Raw genomic sequence first — 20444 nt, forward strand, 5'->3', positions numbered from 1 at the left:
GGGCGATCCGAACCATTGGCCGGTCCCCTGCAGCCGCTGCGGTGAGCACCACCCGATCGCAGTGAACTGGCCCGACGGCGGCGCGTGCGGCTACTGCTACCAGGAAGCAAAGCGAACACGCGGCACCTGTGTATGCGGCCATGATGGCATCCTCCCCGGCCGCATCGACGGGCAGCCAGCCTGCAGACGATGCTCCGGCGTCAAACTCAACATCGACTGCAAGACGTGCAGCACGGAGGACGAGCTCTACCGCGGCAGCAGATGCTGGTCATGCGAGCTCGCAGTCCTCGTCGATCACCTGCTCATCAACCCTGATACCGACGTGATGGCAGCCGAGCTGGCTCCGGTCGCCGCGGCACTGAAGGCGATGAAGCGATCCAACAGCGGAGTGACGTGGATCAGACAACGCCACGTCACTGCCTTCCTCAAGGACCTGGCCGTCGCGCCGAGCATCACCCACGAGAAGCTGGACGAGCTGCCCGGCGCAGATCGCACACGCAATTACGTCCGCGGCCTGCTGGTTGAGCACGGCGCCCTGCCGCGCCGCGACGAACTCGCCGTCCGCTACGACCAGTGGGCGACCATCGCACTTGAGCGCGTCAGCAGCAACCATCATCGCGACGTCGTTCGCCGATACATCCGCTGGAATCTGCAGCGGCGGATGAACCAGATGGAGTTTGTGCCGCACGGCACGTTCTTGCGATCGAAGCAGACGGTCACCGTGGCGATCGAGTTCCTGAACTGGCTTCACGCGCACGGCATCACAGTTGAAGAGCTCAGGCAGGAGCACCTCGATGCCTGGCTGGCGGATGGCCCGAGCACGCGTAGGTTCGTCGACCGATTCATCCCGTGGGCGATCAAGGCCAAGCTCGTCGATCCCGAACTGATGATCCCGCGGCATCGCCGCGGAACCAGCCCCAAGTTGCACAAGTTCGAGCAGGACGCAGTCGTTGAGCGCGTGGTCCACACCGACGAGCTCAGCGTGCGCGACCGCGCCGCCGCCATCTTGGTCATCGTCTTCGGCCAGCACATCGAACATGTCGTCCGGCTTACCTGGAACGACGTCACCGTTACCGACGACGTCGTCACGATCAGGCTCGGGAAGACCGAGTTCGCACTCCCCTCCCCTTTGGACGAGCCCATGCGACAGCTCGCGGCTGCGCCAGGCAACGACCTCACCGCGGCCCATACGAACAGCAGCTGGGTGTTCCGCGGCTACTCCCCCGGCCAGCACATCCACGGCGCGAGCTTGCGACAGCGGCTGAAGGTCGTCTTCAGCACCCGTGCGGCTCGACTCGGAACCCTGCACGAGCTGACCAAGCTGGGCCCTGTGCCGGTCATCGCTGATGCACTCGGCTACCACCCATCCACCATCGAGCGCCACGCGATCGGGTCGGCAAGCACCTACGCTGAGTACATCGCGGCCGCACGCGACCAAAGGCGGACCTCGTGAGCAGACCACCCGAGATCATCAAGTACCTCACGGATCTGGAACGTCCTTATGATCCCGGCGAGGCTCGCGCATATGAATGGGGCGCGACAGTCGAGTCGGCCCAGTCAGTGGTGACCGGGCCGACTCGACATTCTTTTAGCACAGCAGAGCGTGCCTATTGTCCGGTCTTTCGGCGGCGGCTGGCCAGCGTCATTGCACATCTTCCGCATATGCCAGGCAGGACTTCTCGTCTAGCCCGTTCGCTTCCAACTGTGCCCAGACCTCGGTTGCCGATTCGCTTGCCGGGACACCACTTGCGTTCAGACATGCCTGATACATCTTGGTCGTGAACGACTCGTCCTCGTGTGCGAGTTGCCAGCGCTGATCGATCTCGGCAAATTCGCTCAGGTAGCACCTATCGTCACTTCCTGTTGACACGGCGTCAGCGGGGACCGAGTATTCGATGAGGTTCCCTCGCTCTTTGATCGAGACAACCTCGAACCCGTCATCTTTAAGGCAGTCGCGATATCGAGAGAACGCGGACGTATACTCCCCGCGAGTCACGGAATCGTCAGCGAGTGCGGAGCGTTGCTCGAGACTCTGCTGGATGGGCGGAAGATCCTCGCGCGCTACGCCACTTCCTGCCTTAGCCGTAGCCGCGGCACAGCCGGTCGTCGAGAGAACCGCACCGGCAATCACTAGGCCGAGAAGAAGAGTCCGTGCTCTCATGATTCGTCCTTCCAACTCACGTCTGCCATGAGCCGTGCCCGCTGATCTGATGTTCACCCTTCGATGTCCCCGACTGATACTTCGTCACCGAGGGGCCGCTCGTCGAGGACCAGCTTGTCCAGTACGAAGGCCCGCCCGGATAGGATGCATAGAGAACTCGCACTGACGCGACCAATACGTAGCAGTCAGGCGTCCGTGATGTCTGACCGCCGCCACTGAAGTCAGCGTTACGCCAGGAATATCCGTATGCGACGCCTGTGCCCCCTGTGCCGTACACACAGTTGATGTTCTTGCTCCCGAGTGCCGCTGCCGGCGTCGCGGTCGCTATAGCAAGCGCTGCGGCCACCAGTACCGCCCCTACGGCCCGACCGAAACGTGGTCTTCGCCCCATATGCATCCTCCTCATTGAGTGCGCTCAAATGACGTGGAAGCACTTTCCCACGAATTCTCATCGGTGTTCAATCTTGACATTTGGCCACTCGCTTGATCGTTGCAGCCAAGCCGGGCGACTGTCGCGACACCCGCGCCGGCGATTCCGATGGGGACCGGCAAGATGCCCGCTCATGGATCATGTTGTGCGCCGCTTCATCGCGGCCGCGAAGCTGGCGGCAAGGGAGCTCCAGCCCTCTACTGGCACGCCGGGATCTCGTCGCGCGAGGTGCCCCAGAACGTCTTCGACCGCCCACCACTCGTAGTCCGCCGTGAGGTATGGCTCGGCTGTACGCCCGAGTGCGAACGCCGCCATCGCGCCATTCCGCCGCTCGCTCCTCGCCACGCAGATGTATGCCGACGCCGGATCAACGCCCGGGAACTCTGATGTCCACGGCCAATTGCGCCACGCGGAAGAGAACGCAGACTCGATGCGCACCTTCGACGAAGACGTCCCAGTCGCACCGACGGCGACGAGACCGGCAGCGAGGCCCTCGATGACCGCCCGCCACTGTTGGTCCTTCGTCATGCCGGCCATTTGTAGATCTTGCTCTGCTCGAAGTACCGATCGAACTCGCGCCGATCGGTGATGTCGTTGATCAGCCGACCCGGCTGGTACGGGCGGTCCATCACGATCAGCTGCCCGTCGCGATGTTCCGGAACCGGCAGGATCGCACGGCCGCCATCGACACTTGCCATGAGCACGCCGTCGTGGACGGCCGCTGAGGAATCCCGATCATGTCGATGATCCCTCATCATGCGTTCTGTCGTTGACAGTCAGTTCTGCCCACGGGCAGGATCAGCCCAATCGACGTCGGCAAGGGCCGGCAGAACGGAAGCAGCTATGACCCTACGCAAGCTGGCTCACTCAGGTCCTCGGAAGGTACGGGCGGTGAGTGGTGCAATCTCGACCGCGATGATCAGTGTTTTGATGCTGGCCGGAACGACGGCCGCCCCGGCGGCCGCCGACACGACGTCGACCCAGACGTACCGAACGGACATCGTCCACGTCTGCCAGGACGAGTCGCTGAACCTAATTCGTGCCGATGGAACAAGGTTGGGCGGTATCGACCTGGCGAGAGCAATTTCAGCCATCCGCGACTAATGCGCGGGGATCCCCTCACCCAAAGCTCCTGCGTCGGGCGATGATGCCGTGACCCCGATGGGCACCGCCTACGGCATCTACATCCGCAACAGCACCCAATCGAAAACGTTGACCTGCCCGTGCGGACCTTCGTACCGATCGTGGAGTATCGACGTCAACGCTAGCGGTGTGCCTTATAACGGCACCCTGAACAACCTCAACGTGATCTACCGCATCGGGCCGAGTTCGGGCTCTTGGGAGTACGGACCATCTCTCGGTATCACTACGTATGGGTACCTTCCGACCGTCTCGGGCTCGATGTCGACAGCTCAGTACGTCACCAGCATTGCCACCCTCTACAAGGCTGGTACGACCAAGATCGATCAGGTGCAAGCCGTAGCACCGTGATGACCGGTCCGCGTTCTAGCACCAAAGTGACGACCGTTTCGGGCATCCAGGCGGTCGTCACTGTCCGTCGTTCCCGCTCTTCAGTAGAGATCGTGGCTGAAGCGGTTCGATCCGACGCAACGGAGGCCTTCGATCGGGCGTACGAAGCAGAACTCTCTGCGTACGCTGCGCGAGTTGAGCAGAGCGGTATGCGTACTGCGGGGATTCCCCCGCAATGCGGCGCGGATAGACACCTCAGCGAAATCGAGATCCTTCCGCCTGAGGAGCTGCGTGGCATAGGCCGTCTGGTTCGTTGGTCTGGCGGTACGGGCAGCGAATGGACTGTGCGCTGGTTCTGGGGGGACTGCCACCCGAAGGCGGGCTGGACCTTCGAGGTGTGCACGAAAGGGAGATCGGACCTTCTCACCTTGCCCTAAGGTGTGCGCGGTGACCGGCCGGGTGGTCCCGAATCAAGGCGTCGCCTGGCCCCGATTCAGGTTGACAAAGTCAAGCCTCGCGTGAGGATCCGCAACGAAGGCGGACAGAGAGCTGGCGCAGACCGAGCGACGACATCGTCGACTACGGGCTCGAACTCGACATGAACTGGGTTGAGATCGTCACGGACAGCGTCGCTAGGGTCGACTCCCGGCTCGTCGATTCCCGTTCCTGCCAGTTTGCCGAGTGTGGCTGGGAGCCGGAGTCCCGACCGAATTCAGCGCAGCCCGCGGTCGTCCTGTGAGACGTTCAGCGTCAGGTCCGCCAGGATGAGCAGAGTGCTCAGCGATCAGGATTCAGGCACTCGAGGTCGCTCGCCGCGATCCCGAAACGCGCCGTCTCGTCGTCGGTCACCCCGATCTCGGCCGGCGCTTCGTCCGAACCGGCAGTCGCCGACGAAGGCGCCGGGTCAGCCCGCCGCGCGGGTCACGAGCGAGACGATGCGTTCCTCTGCGTCCGGCGTCAGCTCGGTCAGTGCGAACGACGTCGCCCACATCGGCCCGTCGTCGAGCATCGCCGTGTCCTGGAACCCGAGCGTCGCGTACCGCGCCTTGAACTTCAGGGCGGGCTGGAAGAACACGAGCACCTTGCCGTCTTTCGCATAGGCGGGCATGCCGTACCACGTCTTGGGCTCGAGCTGGGGCGCGTGCTCGGTGATGAGCGCGTGGATGCGTTCGGCCATGACGCGGTCCTCCCCCTCCATCTCGGCCACCTTCTCGAGGAGGTCGGTGAGGCCGTCCTTCTTCTTCCTGCCGCGCACCTCCTTGGCGCGCTCCTTCATCGCGGCGCGTTCCTCCTCAGTGAAGCCCTCGCCGTCCTCGTCGCGTGCGCGGGTCGTCTTCTCAGCCATCTCCGGTCCCTTCGTGTTCGGTCGGTGCAGATCCCGAGGCGGCGACGACGGATGCCGCCGATCGCGGCGCCACGGGTGCGGAGGACGTCGGACCGAGGTCGCGGGAGTACACCACTCCCCCGGACTCGTATGCCGAATGCAGGCACATGGATCGTCCTCTCGATACGGGTGGGGGTATCAGGCGCCCACGTAGTCGGCGAGATGCTTCCCCGTGAGCGTCGCGCGAGTCGCGACGAGGTCCGCGGGCGTGCCCTCGAAGACGATCCGCCCACCGTCGTGGCCCGCGCCCGGCCCGAGGTCGATGATCCAGTCGGCGTGCGCCATGACCGCCTGGTGGTGCTCGATGACGATCACCGTCTTCCCGGAGTCGACCAGGCGGTCGAGCAGCCGCAGCAGGTTGTCGACGTCGGCGAGGTGCAGGCCCGTCGTGGGCTCGTCGAGCACGTAGGCGTCGCCCGTCTCCCCCATCGCGATCGCGAGCTTGACGCGCTGGCGCTCGCCGCCGGACAGGGTCGACAGCGGCTGCCCGAGGCTCAGGTAGCCGAGCCCGACGTCTTCGAGCCGGCCGAGGATCTTCGCCGCGGCCGGGATCTTCGCCTCGCCCGTCGAGAAGAACTCGCGCGCCTTCGCGACGGGCAGGTCGAGCACCTCGGTGATGTCGAGTCCCCCGAGCGTGTACTGCAGCACGCCCGGCTGGAAACGCTTTCCCCCGCAGTCCTCGCACGGGGTCTCGATCGTGTCCATGAATCCGAGCTCGGTGACGATGACCCCGGCCCCCTTGCACGTCGGGCAGGCGCCCTCGGAATTGGCGCTGAAGAACGCCGGCTTCACGCCGTTCGCCTTCGCGAACGCCTTCCGGATCGGGTCGAGCAGGCCGGTGTACGTGGCCGGGCTGCTTCGGCGAGAGCCCTTGATGGCGCCCTGGTCGATCGAGACGATGCCCTCGCGCGGCGACACGGACCCGTGGATGAGCGAGCTCTTGCCCGAACCCGCGACGCCCGTGACGACGGTGAGGACCCCCAACGGGATGTCGACGTCGATGCCCTGGAGGTTGTGCTCGTCGGCCCCGCGCACCTCGATGGCGCCCGAGCTCCGCCGCACCCCCGGCTTGATCGAGGCACGGTCGTCGAGGTGCCGTCCGGTGGTCGTGCCGCTCGCCGTGAGGCCTTCGACCGTGCCCTCGAAGCCGATCTCCCCGCCGTCGCGACCGGCCCCCGGGCCGAGGTCCACGACGTGGTCGGCGATCGCGATCGTCTCCGGCTTGTGCTCGACCACGAGGACGGTGTTGCCCTTGTCGCGCAGCTGCAGGAGGAGTGTGTTCATGCGCTGGATGTCGTGCGGGTGCAGGCCGATCGTGGGTTCGTCGAAGACGTACGTGACATCCGTCAGCGACGAACCGAGGTGCCGCAGCATCTTGATGCGCTGGGCCTCGCCTCCGGAGAGCGTGCCCGACGGTCGCTCGAGGCTCAGGTAGCCGAGCCCCAGCGTGACGAACGCGTCCAGGTTCGCGCCGAGCGCCTCGAGGAGCGGGCCCGCATCGGCGCGATCCAGGCTCCGGACCCACTCCGCGAGGTCGGTGACCTGCATGCGGCACGCGTCGGCGATGCTCACGCCGTCGATCGTGGACGAGCGGGCGGCCTCCGTGAGGCGCGTGCCGTCGCACTCCGGGCAGGCCGTGAACGTCGCCACGCGCTCGACGAACGCGCGGATGTGCGGCTGGAGCGCCTCGAGGTCCTTGGAGAGCATCGACTTCGTGATCTTGGGGATCAGCCCCTCGTAGGTCATGTTGATGTTCTGGATCCGGACCTTCGTCGGCTCGCTGTAGAGCAGTGCGTGCCGCTCCTTCTCGGTGAACTCGGCGATCGGCGTGTCGGGATCGTAGAAACCGGATTCGGCGAACCCGCGGACCATCCATCCGTCCGCCGTGTAGCCGGGAACCATGATCGCGCCCTCGTTCAGCGACCGGCGCTCATCGATCACCTGCGAGAGGTCGAGGTCGGACACCGAACCGCGACCCTCGCAGCGCGGGCACATGCCGCCGAGGTAGACCACGTCGCGGACGATCGTCTTGTCGCCGGTCGCCGACGTCATGACGCCGCTGGCCTTCTGCGTCGGGATGTTGAACGAGAACGCCGTCGGACCGCCGATGTAGGGCTCGCCGAATCGGCTGAACAGGATGCGCAGCATCGCGTTCGCGTCGGTCACCGTGCCGACCGTCGACCTCGGGTTGGCGCCGAGCCGTTCCTGGTCGACGATGATGGCCGTCGTCAGCCCCTCGAGGACGTCGACGTCGGGACGCGGCACCGAGGGCATGAAGCCCTGCACGAACGCGCTGTACGTCTCGTCGATGAGCCGGCGTGACTCGGCGGCGATGGTGTCGAACACGAGTGAGCTCTTGCCGGAGCCGGACACGCCCGTGAACACCGTCAGCCGGCGCTTCGGCAGGTCGACCGACACGTCCTTCAGGTTGTTCTCGCGAGCGCCCCGGACGCGGATCCGGTCATGGGCATCGGCCGGGGCCGGGGCGGATGCCCCCGGGGTCGAGGTGGTCGTCATCGTCTCTCCATGGTTCGGGTCGGGGCCGCCGGGAGAACGCTCCGCGGCCGGGCGTGGCCGGTGCGCCTGCTCAGGCGACCTGCTGGATCCGGATCAGGTTTCCCGCGGGGTCGCGGAAGGCGCAGTCGCGCAGCCCGTAGGGCTGGTCGACGGGTTCCTGGACCACCTCGGCGCCCGCCGCCTCGAGCCGCGCGAACGTCTCGTCGAGGTCGGTCGCGGCGAGGTTCGCGCCGAAGTAGCTGCCCTTCGCGATGATCTCGAGGAGGGCCTTCCGGTCGTCATCGGTCATGCCGGGACCGACGCCGGGCGGGTGCAGCACGATGGCCGTGTCGGGCTGCTCCGCCGGCCCGACCGTGATCCAGCGCATGCCCTCGTAGCCGACGTCGTTGCGCACCTCGAAGCCGAGCACGTCCCGGTAGAAGGCGAGCGAGGCGTCGGGGTCCAGGTGCGGGAGGAAGCTCGAGTGGATGGTGATGGTCATGGCTGCCACGCTATCCGCGGGCACCGACGGGCGCTTCTCGATTCCTGACCGGCTTCGTCACCTGCTTGGCGACGCACGGCAGCATCCCCAGCGTCGCTCCGGTGTACCGCTCGCGGTAGACGCTCGGCGGCACCCCGACCAGTTCGGCGAACCGCGTGCTGAAGGTCCCGAGCGACGAGCACCCGACCTCGAAGCACACGTCGGTCACGCTGAGGTCGCCGCGACGCAGCAGCGCCATGGCGCGCTCGATGCGACGGGTCATGAGGTAGGAGTACGGCGATTCGCCGAACGCCTCCCGGAACCGCCGGCTCAGGTGCCCGGACGACATGTTCGCACCACGTGCGAGCGCCTCGACATCGAGCGGCTGCGCGTACTCGCGGTCGATCCGGTCGCGCACGCGGCGCAGCACCGCCAGGTCGCGCAGGTGCTGCGCGTCGCCGGTTCCCATCCCCACGTGCGCGATGCTGCCACCTCCCGGAGGTCGTGTCCAGCGCGTCGGGCCCTCCGCCCCGTCCGGCCCCCGCGCCGGTGCGACAATATGGCCATGGGCTCCGGGAAGGTCGCGTTCGTGCTCGGCGGCGGCGGCGTGCTCGGTGCCGTGCAGGTCGGCATGCTGCGGGCCGTGCTCGAGCGCGGCATCCGCCCCGACCTCGTGGTGGGGACCTCGATCGGCGCCATCAACGGCGCCATCATCGCCGCTGACCTCGACCATGCCCTCGACCGGCTCGAGGAGGCCTGGAGCTCGAAGGAGGCCCGGCAGTTCACGAGCGGCACGGGGCTTCGCCCCGGTCGAACGCACGTGATGTCGACCGACCTGCTGCGCCGGCTGCTGGAACGCGGACTGGCCGGGGTGGAGACCTTCGAGGAGCTCGACGTCGAGTTCCGGTGCTGCGCCGCGAGCGTCGAGCGCGCGGCCGAGCACTGGTTCGCGGCGGGGCCGCTGGTGCCGGCCGTGCTCGCCTCCGCGGCGTTGCCGGGCGTCTTCCCGGCCGTCCGCATCGGCGACGAGCACTTCGTCGACGGCGGCATCGTGAACTCCATCCCGGTCGGCGAGGCGGCCGACGCCGGGGCGACCGACATCTACGTGATGCAGGTGGGACGCATCGAGCACCCGCTGACGCCGCCGCGCAACCAGCTCGACAACGCGCGCGTCGCCTTCGAGATCTCGCGCCGCCACCGGTTCGCCAGGGACGCGGCGGGCCTCGCGGCGGGTACCCGGATGCACGTGCTCCCCACGGGAACGGCATCCGCCCGCTCGAACCGGATCTCCCGCAACCTCTCCCCCGCCGCGGTGCGGCGCCGCATGGACACCGCGTACGGTGCGGCGACCGCCTACCTCGATCGCGAGGACGCGACGCCCGAGGGCGACATCGGAGGGTCGGGCTGATGCGGCTCCCGCCGAAGTGGGTCCGGCGCGTGATCGTCGCGCCCCTCGTCGTGATCGCGGCGCTGGTGCTCACCGCGCTCCTGCCGCTCTGGCTGCTCATCGCGCTCATCGTGTCCATCGCCGTGCGGCCGCGGCTGCGGGCGCCGCGGCTCTTCTGGATGGCCTACGTCTACCTGCTCTGGGACGCCGCGTCGCTCGTGGCGCTGTTCGTCCTGTGGGTCGCCTCCGGGTTCGGATGGCGCATCCACTCGCCCGGATTCCAGCGCGCCCACTACCGCTTCGTCGCGCGCATGCTCGGCATCCTCTTCTGGAACGCCCACTGGGTGCTCCGCCTCGACATCGACGTGCGCGTGCCCGAGGGCTTCCACGACGACGACGGTCCGCGCATCATCGCGAGCCGGCACGCCGGCCCCGGCGACTCCTTCATCCTGATCCACGCGGTGCTCAACTGGTTCGATCGTTCACCGCGGATCGTGCTCAAGGACACGCTGCAGTGGGATCCGGCGATCGACGTCGTCCTGAACCGGCTCCCCAACCGGTTCATCGCGCCGCCGCCGGTCACCCCGCGCCGACGAACGGGCGACTCCGTCATCCAGGACCGCATCCGCGAGCTCGCGACCGGCATGGCGGAGCGGGACGCGCTCGTGATCTTCCCGGAGGGCGGCAACTTCACGCCCGAGCGACGTGCCCGGGCGATCGACCGGCTGCGTGCGGCCGGGTTGACGGCGGCCGCCGAGCGCGCCGAGCACCTGATGAACGTCATGGCGCCGCGACCGGGCGGGCTGTTCGCCGCGCTGGACGCCGCGCGTGGTGCCGACGTGTTCCTCGTCGCGCACACCGGACTCGATCGGATCCGCACGATCGCGGACGTCTGGCGCGAGCTGCCCACCGACAAGACGATCACGATGCAGTTCTGGAACATCCCCCGCTCCGAGATCCCCGACGACCACGACGCGCGCACCGACTGGCTGATGGCCGAGTGGGAGCGGATCGACGACTGGATCGAGGCGCGTCGCCCGGAGGAGTCGCTCGCGCCGGGACGCGCCGGTCGTCCCGATCCGCGACACGCCGAGTGAGGGACCAAGGGCTCCCCCGACGGACCGCTCGCTGGGAATAGCCTGAGACCGAGCGCGCCACCCGGGTCGCGCCGGAAGGAGTCGGAATGTCCTCTCCGCAGTCCAACAGCATGTTCGCCGCGTTCGCGTTCGATTCGTCCGAACTGACGAAGTCGGCGGTGAACTCGATCCGCGTCGCGCTCGGGGTGACGGGCGTCATCGCCCTGATCATCGGAGTGTTCATCACGTTCTGGCCCAAGAACTCGGCCGTCGTGCTGACGGTGATGCTCGCGATCTACTTCCTGATCGCCGGACTCGCGTACGTCGGCCTCGGCCTGTTCTCGAGGGGCATCACCGGCGGCGCCAGGGCGCTCGACATCATCCTCGGCATCCTGTTCGTCATCGGCGCCATCCTGATGTTCTCGAACCCGACGGAGAGCGCCGTGGTGATCGGCATCTTCCTCGGGGTCATGATCGGCATCCTCTGGATCATCGAGGGCGCCGTCGCGCTCGCCCAGTCCGGGAACTCGTCCTCCCGGGGATGGAGCATCTTCTTCGGCATCCTGAGCATCATCGCCGGCATCGTGCTGCTGTTCTCGCCGTTCTGGGGCGCCGTCGTGCTCTTCTGGGTGGCGGGCATCGCGCTGATCGTGCTCGGCATCGTGCAGATCGTCCGCGCGTTCACATTCGGCCGCGGGATGCAGGTCTCGGCCTGACCGCCGCGTCCGCCGGACGACACGAGGGCGGGGCCGGTCGAACCGGCCCCGCCCTCGTCGTGCGTCGTCGCGGGGATCAGCCCTCGACGGCGAAGCCCGAGACGTCGCCCACGTAGCGCGTGTGCTCCGCGGGGATCGGGTCGACGGCGGCCGAGGCGACCTCCGCGGCGAACTCGGCGACGTTGTAGAGCTTGCCCGCGTCCTCCTTGCGGGCGGCGATCGCACCGGGGTTGGCTCGCTCGAGGAGGGTCGCGGTGATGGTGCCCTCGATCATGTCGCCGGACACCACGACGAAGCCCACGCCCTTCGCGTCGAACTCGGGCAGCTTCTTGCGGAGGGCGTCCTCGCCGGCGCGCTTGGAAAGCGCGACGGGCTCGTACTCCGGCATGGTCGGGGTGGTGCGGATGAAGTGCGCCTGGTGGCTCGTGACGAAGACGATGCGCGCACCCTCGGCGAGGTGCGGGAGCGCACGCTCGACGACGTTGACCTGCGCGTCGCGGTTGAGCCGCATCGCGTAATCCTCGCCCATGCCCGTCTCCATGCCGCCCGAGGCGTTGAGCACGAGCAGGTCGACGGGCCCGAATGCCTCGACGGCCCGCTCGAACATCGACTCCACCGAGGCGGCGTCGGTCAGGTCGGCGCCGACGGCGATCGCGCGACCGCCCGCGGCCTCGATCTCGCCGACGATCTTCTCGGCGCGGGGCGCCTTGCTGCGGTAGTTGATCACGACCGCCGCGCCGGCCTCGGCGAGGTACCGGGCGGTGTCGGCGCCGATGCCGCGGGACGAGCCCGTGACGAGGGCGACACGACCGTCGAGCGATCCGGGGGCGAGCGGGTTGGTCACGATCAGGGCTCCTCGAGGTGGGGGACGTCTGCGCGCACGGCGCGCCGCACCGAGAATACCAACTCCCCCACCGGCGTCCCTCGCGCTGCTAGGTTGACTGCGGGGGACGGCCCCGAAGGAGACGAAGTGGATGTCCTGACCCAGTACGCGTGGATCGCCTGGCTCGTGCTGATCCTCGTGTTCGCGACCATCGAGGTGTTCACGCTCGAGATGACGTTCCTGATGCTCGCCCTCGGCAGCGTCGCGGGGCTCCTCTCCGGGCTGACGGGGATCCCGTGGTGGGCGCAGTTCGTGATCGCGGCGGTGGTCGCGGTGCTGCTCATCCTGACGCTCCGACCGCCGCTCCTCCGGCGGCTGCAACGCGGGGGCGACCCCGCGAAGAGCAACGTCGACGCACTCATCGGGGCCGCCGGCACCGTGGTCCGCACGGTCGGCCCCGCGGGCGGCCAGGTGCGCCTGCAGAACGGCGACGTCTGGACGGCGCGTCTGTCGCCGATCACCGAGCAGGCGGATGTCGCGGTCGGCGCCCACGTGCTCGTGACCGGCATCGACGGGGCGACGGCGGTCGTCGTCCCGATGGAGAGGAGCAGCCAGGCGTGAGCGACGTCGGCCCCATCATCACCCTGATCTTCGTCGTCGCGATCGCGATCTTCGCGATCGTCGTCATCGCGCGGTCCATCCGCATCGTCCCGCAGGCCTACGCGGGCGTCGTGGAGCGGCTCGGCCGGTACCGCAAGACGCTGACGCCGGGCCTGAACATCCTCGTGCCGTTCATCGACCGGCTCCTTCCCCTGGTCGACATGCGCGAGCAGGTCGTCTCCTTCCCGCCGCAGCCGGTGATCACCGAGGACAACCTGGTCGTCTCGATCGACACCGTTGTCTACTTCCAGGTCACCGACGCCCGCGCCGCGACCTACGAGATCAACAACTACCTCGGCGCCGTCGAGCAGCTGACCACCACGACCCTCCGCAACGTCGTCGGCGGACTGAACCTCGAAGAGGCGCTGACCAGCCGCGACAACATCAACGGGCAGCTGCGCATCGTGCTCGACGAGGCCACCGGCAAGTGGGGCATCCGGGTCTCCCGCGTCGAGCTGAAGGCCATCGACCCGCCCCTCTCCATCCAGGACTCGATGGAGAAGCAGATGCGCGCCGAGCGCGACCGCCGCGCCGCGATCCTGACCGCCGAGGGAACCAAGCAGTCCGCGATCCTCGAGGCGGAGGGCAAGCGGCAGGCGGCCATCCTGCAGGCCGAGGGCGACGCGAAGGCGGCCGTGCTGCGCGCCCAGGGCGAGGCCGAGGCGATCCTCACCGTGTTCGACGCCATCCACAAGGGCGACCCCGACCCGAAGCTGCTGGGCTACCAGTACCTGCAGATGCTGCCGCAGCTGGCCGAGGGCGCGTCGAACAAGCTCTGGATCGTGCCGAGCGAGCTCACCGAGGCGCTCAAGGGCATCGGCTCGGCGTTCACGCCGAAGGGTGACGGCGGCACGCCTCCCCGCGCCGGCGCCGCAGGCTGACCCGCGTGGGCGCCGGCTGGTTCGGTCCGCCCGCACCGCGGGTCCTCGCCCACCGCGGGCTCGCCCTCGAGGCCCCCGAGAACACGCTCGCCGCATTCGAGGCGGCGGTGCGCGCCGGAGCCGCCTACCTGGAGACCGACGTCCACCCGAGCGCGGACGGAGCCGCCGTCCTCGCGCACGATCCCACCCTCCGGCGGGTCGCCGGCCGTGACGACGACGTCGCGGCGCTCCCGTTGTCGGAGCTCCGTCGCGTCGACCTCGGCGGCGGCCACGGCTTCGCCGCCCTCGACGAACTGCTGCACGCGTTCCCCGAGGCGCGCCTCAACATCGACGTGAAGACGGATGCCGCGGTCGACGCCACGATCGACGCCGTCCGACGCGCGGCGGCCGCGGATCGGGTGCTGCTGACCGCCTTCTCCGATCGCCGCCGTCGTCGCGTGGCCGCGGCCGTCCCCGGTTCCGCGACCTCGGCGGGCCGCGCCTCCGTGCTGCGCGCGGCCGCGGCATCCGTCGTCCGGAACCCGCGTGCGATGCGCCGCGGCGTCGCCGGAGCCGACGCCCTGCAGATCCCCGAACGCGTCGGCCGTGCCCGGCTCCTCTCCCCCGCGCTCATCGAGACCGCGCACGCCGCGGGCCTCGAGGTGCACGTCTGGACGGTCAACGATCCGGACGACATGCGGCGCCTGCTCGCACTCGGCGTCGACGGCCTCGTCACCGATCGCGCCGACCTCGCCCTCCGCGTCGTCGCGGCAAGCTGAGAGTTGCCCGGCAAAACCCCAGCCTGCGGGAAGGTGGCGCACAGCTTGATCGTTTATACCTGATTGACGATCGAGAGGAGTACGCCATGGCGGACCGGAGCCTTCGGGGCATGCGTATCGGCGCCCAGAGCCTGCAGAGCGAGGACGGCGTGGTCTTCGCCGACCGCGCGGAGTACACGTACCGCTGCGAGACCTGTGGCCGTGACACGGTGATGACCTTCTCGACCGAGGCCGAGCTTCCGGAGACCTGGGAGTGCCGTCACTGCGGCAACTCCGCGGTGCTGCTCGTCGACTCCAAGCCGGTCGAGGTCGACCGTTCGGGTGAGAAGGTCGCCCGCACCCACTGGGACATGCTGCTCGAGCGCCGCACGCGCGCCGAGCTCGAGGAGATCCTCGAGGAGCGCCTCCAGTACCTGCGCGCCCGTCGCGGGCAGCAGAAGATCGGCGCCTAGCCCACGTCAGCCGAATCAGCACGCCCGGCCGCGGACCTCGTCCGTCGCCGGGCGTTCCGCTGTGCGAGCACGCCCGCGAGCACGAGCCCGGCGAGCGAGCCGAGCACGATCAGGAGCGGCACCGCCGCTCCGAGGACGACCGACGGCGTGAGGCCGGTGCGGAGTTCGACGTCGGTCACCATCGAGCCCGCCTCGTAGGCCGGGAGCGAGTCGATCGTGCGGCCGGTCGGGTCGATGACCTGGCTCGTGCCGACCGTCGAGATGTTGACGACGGACCGGCCGGTCTCGATCGCGCGCAGCCGCGCGATCGCCAACTGCTGCTCGTTCTCGTCGGTGCCGCGGAAGTCGGCGTTGTTCGTCTGGAACATGTACACCTCGGCGCCGTCACGGGCGCCCTCCCAGATGAGGCCGTCGTAGATGACGTCGAAGCAGATCGCGAGCCCCGTGACCGTATCGCCGAGGTCGAACACCGGCGGCTCCGTGCCGGGCGAGTAGCCGCGCTGGATGAGCCCGGTGAGCTCGGGGACGATCGCATCGTAGAACCAGCGGTCCGGGATGTACTCGCCGAACGGCACCGGGTTCCGCTTCGCGAAGCGGTCGACGGCGCCCTCGCCCGCCTCCCAGAGCAGGGAGGTGTTGTAGAAGCGGTCCCCGTCGACCGTGACGGTGTTGAGGATGACGGGTGCGTCCAGCTGCTCCGACAGCCCGTCGAAGACGCGCGCGACGTCCGGGCTCCGCGTCGGGTCGATGTCGGATCCGCCCTCCGGCCAGAGCAGCACGTCCACGTCGCCGTCGGCCAGCACGGGTGCCGTCGCGTCGAGCTGCGACCGGAGGATGTCGCCGGGCTCGCGGGCGTCGAAGTAGCCGGCGGGGCCGTTCCCCTGCACGCTCCCGACGCGCAGCGTGCCCGCCGCAGTGGTCGGGAACGCGGGGACCGTGATCGCGAGGACGAGCAGCGCCGCGACCGGGACGGCGGTGCGGAGGTCGCCCCAGGCGCGCACGCGGACCCACTCGATCGTGCCCGCGGTCAGCGCGACCATCACGAACCCGAGGCCGGTCGAGCCGATCCACGACACGACCGGCGCGAACGGGCTCTCGGACTGGCTCAGCGCGGCCCGGCCCCACGGGAAGCCGCCGTACGGCAGGGTCCCGGTGACGGTTTCGCGGAGGACCCAGAGCCCCGAGACGAGCGCGGGAAGCGCCAGGAGCTGCACCCAGCGCGACGCGCTCGCCCGCGGCACCCACCGGTACGCCAGCGTGATGAGCAGCGCTCCGCCGGCGACGAACAGCGACTCGAAGATCGAGAGCGCGAGCCACGGGATCGGCCCGAGGTACAGCGACGTCCACGACACGTGCGACAGGTAGAACGCGAGGCCGAACGCCAGTCCGACGTGGAACGACGAGAGCAGCGATCGGCCGACGAGGGGCACGAGCGCCATCGCGATGCCGACGAACGCGAGCGGCCACACGCTCGCGCCCGGGAAGCCGAGGTCGTAGACGAAGCCGCCGAGGGCCGACACGAGGAGCGCAGCCCAGAGCGGCAGGATCGGCCGCGGGCCGACGGCCGACGTCGCGGCATCCGTCGCGGGCGCGTCGCCCGTGGGCGACGGCGCGGCCGACTGCACGCTCGGCTCCGGTTCCACGCTCGACTCCGCGGTCATGCGGCCGCCCCGTATGCGACCACGCCGCGGCGAACCGCGTCGATGGCCGCGCGCGCGTTCGCACCGAGCTCGGCCTCCGCCACGATCGAGACCTGGTCGAGCAGGTCGATCACCTGTTTCGCGAGCCGGACGAAGTCGCCGGCCGCGAGTTCGGTGTCGGCGAGCACCTGCGCGAGCCCGGCCCCGCGCGCCCACGCGTGCATCGCCGAGGCCAGCGCCGGCGACGGCTGCTCGGTGCCGGTCAGGCGGTGGTCCCGCTCGACGTCGTCGAGCTCGCTCCAGGCGTCCGTCGTGCGATCGAACGCCTCGCGGAATCCGCCCTTCGGCAGGCGGTACTGGACGCCGCGATCGTCGCGACGCGGCTCGTAGACGAGTGCCGCCGCCATGGCCGCGATCGACGGCACGTCGAGGCCGTCCCACAGCCCGCGGCGGAGCGCCTCGGCCACGAGCAGGTCGCGTTCGCCGTAGATGCGCTTGAGCGTGCGGCCCGCCGACGTCGGCACGAGCTCGCCGCCACCGTCGCGTTCGAGGTAGCCGAGCTCCGCGAGCACGTCGGCGACGCGGTCGAACCGCTTCGCGACCTGACCGGTGCGGCTGCGGATCTGGCGGGAGAGGTCGTCGTGCTCGCGCTTGAGCCGCCACCAGCGCTCCGCCCACCTGGCGTGCTGCTCGCGCTCCGCGCACCCGTGGCAGGGATGGGCGCGGAGCCGCTTGCGCTCCGCGGCGAGCTCGCGCTGCAACCGTTCACGCTGCGCGTGGGTCGGGTTGCCCTTGGACGTCTGCCGCTCGAGGTCGCCGATGCGTCGGCGAATGGCGGCGTACTCCGCGAAGTCGCCGAGGTGGCAGCGCATGGCCCCCTCGAACCCGGCCATCGACTCCTCCTGCTTGCGCAGCGTGCGGGCCAGGTCGACGACCGCTCGGTCGGCCTGGAACTGGGCGAACGAGAGCTCGAGCACCTGCCTCGTGCGCTCCCGGCCGAACTGGTCGATGAGGTTGACCGCCATGTTGTACGTCGGCGTGAAGCTCGAGTTCAGCGGGTAGCTCCGTCGCGACGCGAGGGAGGCGACGGCCTCGGGGTCGAGCCCGTCCACCCACTGGATGACCGAGTGGCCCTCGATGTCGATGCCGCGCCGGCCGGCCCGGCCGGTCAGCTGCGTGTACTCGCCCGGCGTGATCGGCACGCGCGCCTCGCCGTTGAACTTCTCGAGCTTCTCGAGGACGACCGATCGCGCCGGCATGTTCACGCCGAGCGCGAGCGTCTCGGTCGCGAAGACCACCTTGAGGAGCTTGCGCTGGAACAGGTCCTCGACGATCTCCTTGAACGTCGGCAGCATGCCGGCATGGTGCGCGGCGACGCCGCGCTGCAGCCCCTCGATCCACTCCCAGTAGCCGAGCACCGCGAGGTCCTCGTCCCGCAGCCGGCGGGCGCGTTCCTCCACGATCGCGCGGATCTCCGTGCGCTCGTCGGCGTCGGTGAGGCGGATGCCGCTGCGGAGCACCTGGCGCACGGCCTGGTCGCACCCGGCCCGCGAGAAGATGAAGAAGATCGCCGGGAGCAGGTGCTTGCCGCTCAGCAGTTCGACGACGGCGGACCGCTCCATGCGCCCCTCGCCGGGCGACGGGCGGTGGTACCGACCGCGATCGCTCCCCCGCCGACCGCGTTGGGACCGGCCTCGGATGGAGCGCCCGCCGGCCGAGCGCGCGAGCCGCTGCAGCTCGGGATTCACCCGGTGCGTCGCCGCCTGACCGGACGAGTCGAACAGGTCGACCATCTTGCCGCCGACGAGCACGTGCTGCTCGAGCGGCACGGGCCGCTGCTCGGAGACGATGACGTCGGTGTCGCCGCGCACGGCCTGCAGCCAGTCGCCGAACTCCTCGGCGTTCGAGACGGTCGCGCTCAGCGACACGAGCCGCACGTGCTCGGGAAGGTGGATGATGACCTCCTCCCAGACGGCGCCGCGGAAGCGGTCGGCGAGGTAGTGCACCTCGTCCATCACCACGTAGGAGAGCCGTTCGAGCAGGGGCGACTCGGCGTAGAGCATGTTCCGGAGCACCTCGGTCGTCATGACGACGATGCGCGCACCGGAGTTGATGTTGGTGTCGCCCGTCAGCAGGCCGACGCTGCGCTCCCCCCACGCCTCGACGAACTCCTGGTACTTCTGGTTCGAGAGCGCCTTGATGGGCGTCGTGTAGAAGACCTTCTCGTCGGAGGACTGCATGGCCAGGTGCACGGCGAACTCCGCGACGGCGGTCTTGCCCGCCCCGGTGGGCGCCGCGACGAGCACGCTCCGTCCGTCGTCGAGGGCGGCGCACGCCGCCCGCTGGAACGGGTCGAGGTCGAACGAGAGCGTTGCCGCGAACTCCTGCAGCCTGGGTTGCCGACGCTGCTGCCGGGACTGCGCGTAGCGTTCGGCCGGCGAGAGGCTCATCACCCCTCCAGCCTAGACAGCGTCGCCGAACTCCAGCTGCGCGCGCTTGGCGGCCCGACGATCGTGCAGGAACGCGATGCCGTACGCCGCGAAGTAGAGGCCGATCATCGGCAGCGCGAGCATGAACATCGACACGATGTCGGCCGACGGCGTCGCGAACGCGGTGAACAGGACGATGACGAGCACGGCGATGCGCCACGACTTGATGATCGCCGCGGCGCTCAGGATGCCGGCGAAGTTCAGCAGCACGATGAACACGGGCACCACGAACGCGATGCCGATCGCCACGACGAGCTTCAGGACGAAGTCGATGTACTCCTTCGCCGTGAGCAGGGTCTCCGCGCCGTCGGGCACGAAGCTCGTCATGAGCTTGACGATGTTCGGCAGCACGAACCAGCCGGCCGCGCAGCCGGCGAAGAACAGCGGGATCGCGGTCGCGAAGAACCCGAACGTGTACTTCCGCTCCTTCGAGTTCAGCCCGGGCACCAGGAAGGCGAACACCTGGTAGAGCCAGACCGGCGCGGAGATGACGACGCCGAGCGTGAACGCGATCTGCAGGCGCAGGTCGAACGCGCTCGAGATCGTCGGGAAGATGATGCCGGCGGTCGCCGCGTCGGTGCCCTGCTGGGCCTCGACGACGCGATTCACGGGCTCCTGGATCGCCTGCCACACGAACAGGTCGGTCAGGATCCAGCCGGCGACCATGCCGACGACGATCGCGATCGCGGACCGGAAGAGTCGCTTGCGCAGCTCGACGAGGTGCTCGCCGAGCGACATCCGCTTCTCGCGGTTCTTCTCCCCGCGATCCCTCACCGCGGTCATGCGGCTCAGGCGCTCGGGCCGGAGTCCGCGCGCTTGGGCTGCTCGGACGGGGTGGCGGGCGTCGTCGACGCCGTCGACGCCGACGAGGTCGAGGAGGCCGGAGCCTCGGTGTTCGCTGCGTCGCCGTCCTTGGCGTCGGCACCGTCGTCGTCGGAGCGGACCTCGTTCTTGAGGATCTTCATCGACTGGCCCAGGCTCCGCGCGAGCGCGGGGAGCTTCGGCGCACCGAAGAGCAGCAGGATCACCAGGAGGATGATCAGCGCGTGCCAACCGGTGAAGGCGTTTCCAAACATAAGGTAGTCGTCCATTCTGGCGGGATGGTGCGGCCAGTCTACCTGCTCGCCCGAGCGGGCGCCC

At 68.9% G+C, this 20444-nt stretch carries 21 protein-coding genes; 9 read left to right on the forward strand and 12 right to left on the reverse strand.

Going from position 1 to position 20444, the window contains the following annotated elements:
- Nucleotides 1-61: 61 nt before the first annotated feature.
- A complete protein-coding gene (locus tag ABD230_RS01275) occupies nt 62-1453 on the forward strand; it encodes a Fis family transcriptional regulator (RefSeq protein WP_344368893.1) in 1392 nt (463 codons plus the stop codon).
- A 189-nt stretch (nt 1454-1642) separates the two neighbouring features.
- Here the strand turns inward: ABD230_RS01275 and ABD230_RS01280 are convergent, their stop codons facing one another.
- The 3 genes from ABD230_RS01280 to ABD230_RS01290 form a co-directional block, all read right to left on the reverse strand.
- Nucleotides 1643-2161, reverse strand: coding sequence for a hypothetical protein (locus ABD230_RS01280; RefSeq protein WP_344368894.1), 519 nt, complete (start codon nt 2159-2161; stop codon nt 1643-1645).
- A 568-nt stretch (nt 2162-2729) separates the two neighbouring features.
- Entirely contained in the window at nt 2730-3119 is a 390-nt protein-coding gene (locus ABD230_RS01285) for a hypothetical protein (RefSeq protein WP_344368895.1), read from the reverse strand.
- Nucleotides 3116-3349: a hypothetical protein gene (locus ABD230_RS01290; RefSeq protein WP_344368896.1), complete on the reverse strand. Its 234-nt coding sequence runs from the start codon at nt 3347-3349 to the stop codon at nt 3116-3118. Before ABD230_RS01290 ends, ABD230_RS01285 begins: the two co-directional genes overlap by 4 nt.
- A gap of 394 nt (nt 3350-3743) precedes the next feature.
- Between ABD230_RS01290 and ABD230_RS01295 the strand changes: the two genes are divergently transcribed.
- Nucleotides 3744-4082, forward strand: a complete 339-nt coding sequence (locus tag ABD230_RS01295) for a hypothetical protein (RefSeq protein ID WP_344368898.1) — start codon at nt 3744-3746, stop codon at nt 4080-4082.
- Nucleotides 4083-4965: 883 nt separating this feature from the next.
- On the opposite strand, the gene ABD230_RS01300 is transcribed toward ABD230_RS01295, so the two are convergent.
- The 4 genes from ABD230_RS01300 to ABD230_RS01315 form a co-directional block, all read right to left on the reverse strand.
- Nucleotides 4966-5406 carry an iron chaperone gene (locus ABD230_RS01300; protein ID WP_344368899.1) on the reverse strand — a complete coding sequence of 147 codons (441 nt, stop codon included), beginning with the start codon at nt 5404-5406 and terminating at the stop codon, nt 4966-4968.
- 177 nt (nt 5407-5583) lie between these two features.
- Complete coding sequence (locus tag ABD230_RS01305) at nt 5584-7962, reverse strand: ATP-binding cassette domain-containing protein (protein WP_344368900.1); 2379 nt, start codon at nt 7960-7962, stop codon at nt 5584-5586.
- 70 nt (nt 7963-8032) lie between these two features.
- Nucleotides 8033-8443 carry a VOC family protein gene (locus ABD230_RS01310; protein ID WP_344368901.1) on the reverse strand — a complete coding sequence of 137 codons (411 nt, stop codon included), beginning with the start codon at nt 8441-8443 and terminating at the stop codon, nt 8033-8035.
- 10 nt (nt 8444-8453) lie between these two features.
- Nucleotides 8454-8891: a helix-turn-helix transcriptional regulator gene (locus tag ABD230_RS01315; protein WP_344370094.1), complete on the reverse strand. Its 438-nt coding sequence runs from the start codon at nt 8889-8891 to the stop codon at nt 8454-8456.
- A 96-nt stretch (nt 8892-8987) separates the two neighbouring features.
- Here ABD230_RS01315 and ABD230_RS01320 point away from each other — a divergent pair, with 96 nt between their 5' ends.
- From ABD230_RS01320 to ABD230_RS01330, 3 genes are all read left to right on the forward strand, one after another.
- Nucleotides 8988-9830 carry a patatin-like phospholipase family protein gene (locus ABD230_RS01320; protein WP_344368903.1) on the forward strand — a complete coding sequence of 281 codons (843 nt, stop codon included), beginning with the start codon at nt 8988-8990 and terminating at the stop codon, nt 9828-9830.
- Complete coding sequence (locus tag ABD230_RS01325; protein ID WP_344368904.1) at nt 9830-10906, forward strand: 1-acyl-sn-glycerol-3-phosphate acyltransferase; 1077 nt, start codon at nt 9830-9832, stop codon at nt 10904-10906. The genes ABD230_RS01320 and ABD230_RS01325 overlap by 1 nt, the downstream gene beginning before the upstream one ends.
- Nucleotides 10907-10992: 86 nt before the next feature.
- Nucleotides 10993-11601, forward strand: coding sequence for an HdeD family acid-resistance protein (locus ABD230_RS01330; protein WP_344368906.1), 609 nt, complete (start codon nt 10993-10995; stop codon nt 11599-11601).
- A gap of 76 nt (nt 11602-11677) precedes the next feature.
- On the opposite strand, the gene ABD230_RS01335 is transcribed toward ABD230_RS01330, so the two are convergent.
- Nucleotides 11678-12445: an SDR family oxidoreductase gene (locus tag ABD230_RS01335; protein WP_344368907.1), complete on the reverse strand. Its 768-nt coding sequence runs from the start codon at nt 12443-12445 to the stop codon at nt 11678-11680.
- Nucleotides 12446-12571: 126 nt separating this feature from the next.
- Here ABD230_RS01335 and ABD230_RS01340 point away from each other — a divergent pair, with 126 nt between their 5' ends.
- From ABD230_RS01340 to ABD230_RS01355, 4 genes are all read left to right on the forward strand, one after another.
- Nucleotides 12572-13045: an NfeD family protein gene (locus tag ABD230_RS01340; protein ID WP_344368908.1), complete on the forward strand. Its 474-nt coding sequence runs from the start codon at nt 12572-12574 to the stop codon at nt 13043-13045.
- Nucleotides 13042-13965: an SPFH domain-containing protein gene (locus ABD230_RS01345; RefSeq protein ID WP_344368909.1), complete on the forward strand. Its 924-nt coding sequence runs from the start codon at nt 13042-13044 to the stop codon at nt 13963-13965. Before ABD230_RS01340 ends, ABD230_RS01345 begins: the two co-directional genes overlap by 4 nt.
- Nucleotides 13966-13970: 5 nt before the next feature.
- Nucleotides 13971-14723, forward strand: coding sequence for a glycerophosphodiester phosphodiesterase family protein (locus ABD230_RS01350; protein ID WP_344368910.1), 753 nt, complete (start codon nt 13971-13973; stop codon nt 14721-14723).
- An 86-nt stretch (nt 14724-14809) separates the two neighbouring features.
- On the forward strand, nt 14810-15175 hold the full coding sequence (locus tag ABD230_RS01355) for an RNA polymerase-binding protein RbpA (RefSeq protein ID WP_344368912.1): 366 nt from the start codon (nt 14810-14812) through the stop codon (nt 15173-15175).
- Here the strand turns inward: ABD230_RS01355 and lnt are convergent.
- The 4 genes from lnt to tatA are packed head-to-tail and all read right to left on the reverse strand — an operon-like array spanning nt 15172 to nt 20395.
- Entirely contained in the window at nt 15172-16836 is a 1665-nt protein-coding gene (gene lnt / locus ABD230_RS01360) for an apolipoprotein N-acyltransferase (RefSeq protein WP_344368913.1), read from the reverse strand. The genes ABD230_RS01355 and lnt overlap by 4 nt on opposite strands.
- Entirely contained in the window at nt 16833-19265 is a 2433-nt protein-coding gene (locus tag ABD230_RS01365) for a DEAD/DEAH box helicase (protein ID WP_344368914.1), read from the reverse strand. The genes lnt and ABD230_RS01365 overlap by 4 nt, the downstream gene beginning before the upstream one ends.
- 12 nt (nt 19266-19277) lie before the next feature.
- A complete protein-coding gene (gene tatC / locus ABD230_RS01370) occupies nt 19278-20042 on the reverse strand; it encodes a twin-arginine translocase subunit TatC (RefSeq protein WP_344370095.1) in 765 nt (254 codons plus the stop codon).
- Between the two features lie 50 nt (nt 20043-20092).
- Nucleotides 20093-20395: a twin-arginine translocase TatA/TatE family subunit gene (gene tatA / locus ABD230_RS01375; protein WP_425546178.1), complete on the reverse strand. Its 303-nt coding sequence runs from the start codon at nt 20393-20395 to the stop codon at nt 20093-20095.
- Nucleotides 20396-20444: the final 49 nt, after the last annotated feature.

The sequence above is a fragment of the Agromyces tropicus genome, from assembly GCF_039531345.1.
GTDB classification, from domain to species: domain Bacteria; phylum Actinomycetota; class Actinomycetes; order Actinomycetales; family Microbacteriaceae; genus Agromyces; species Agromyces tropicus.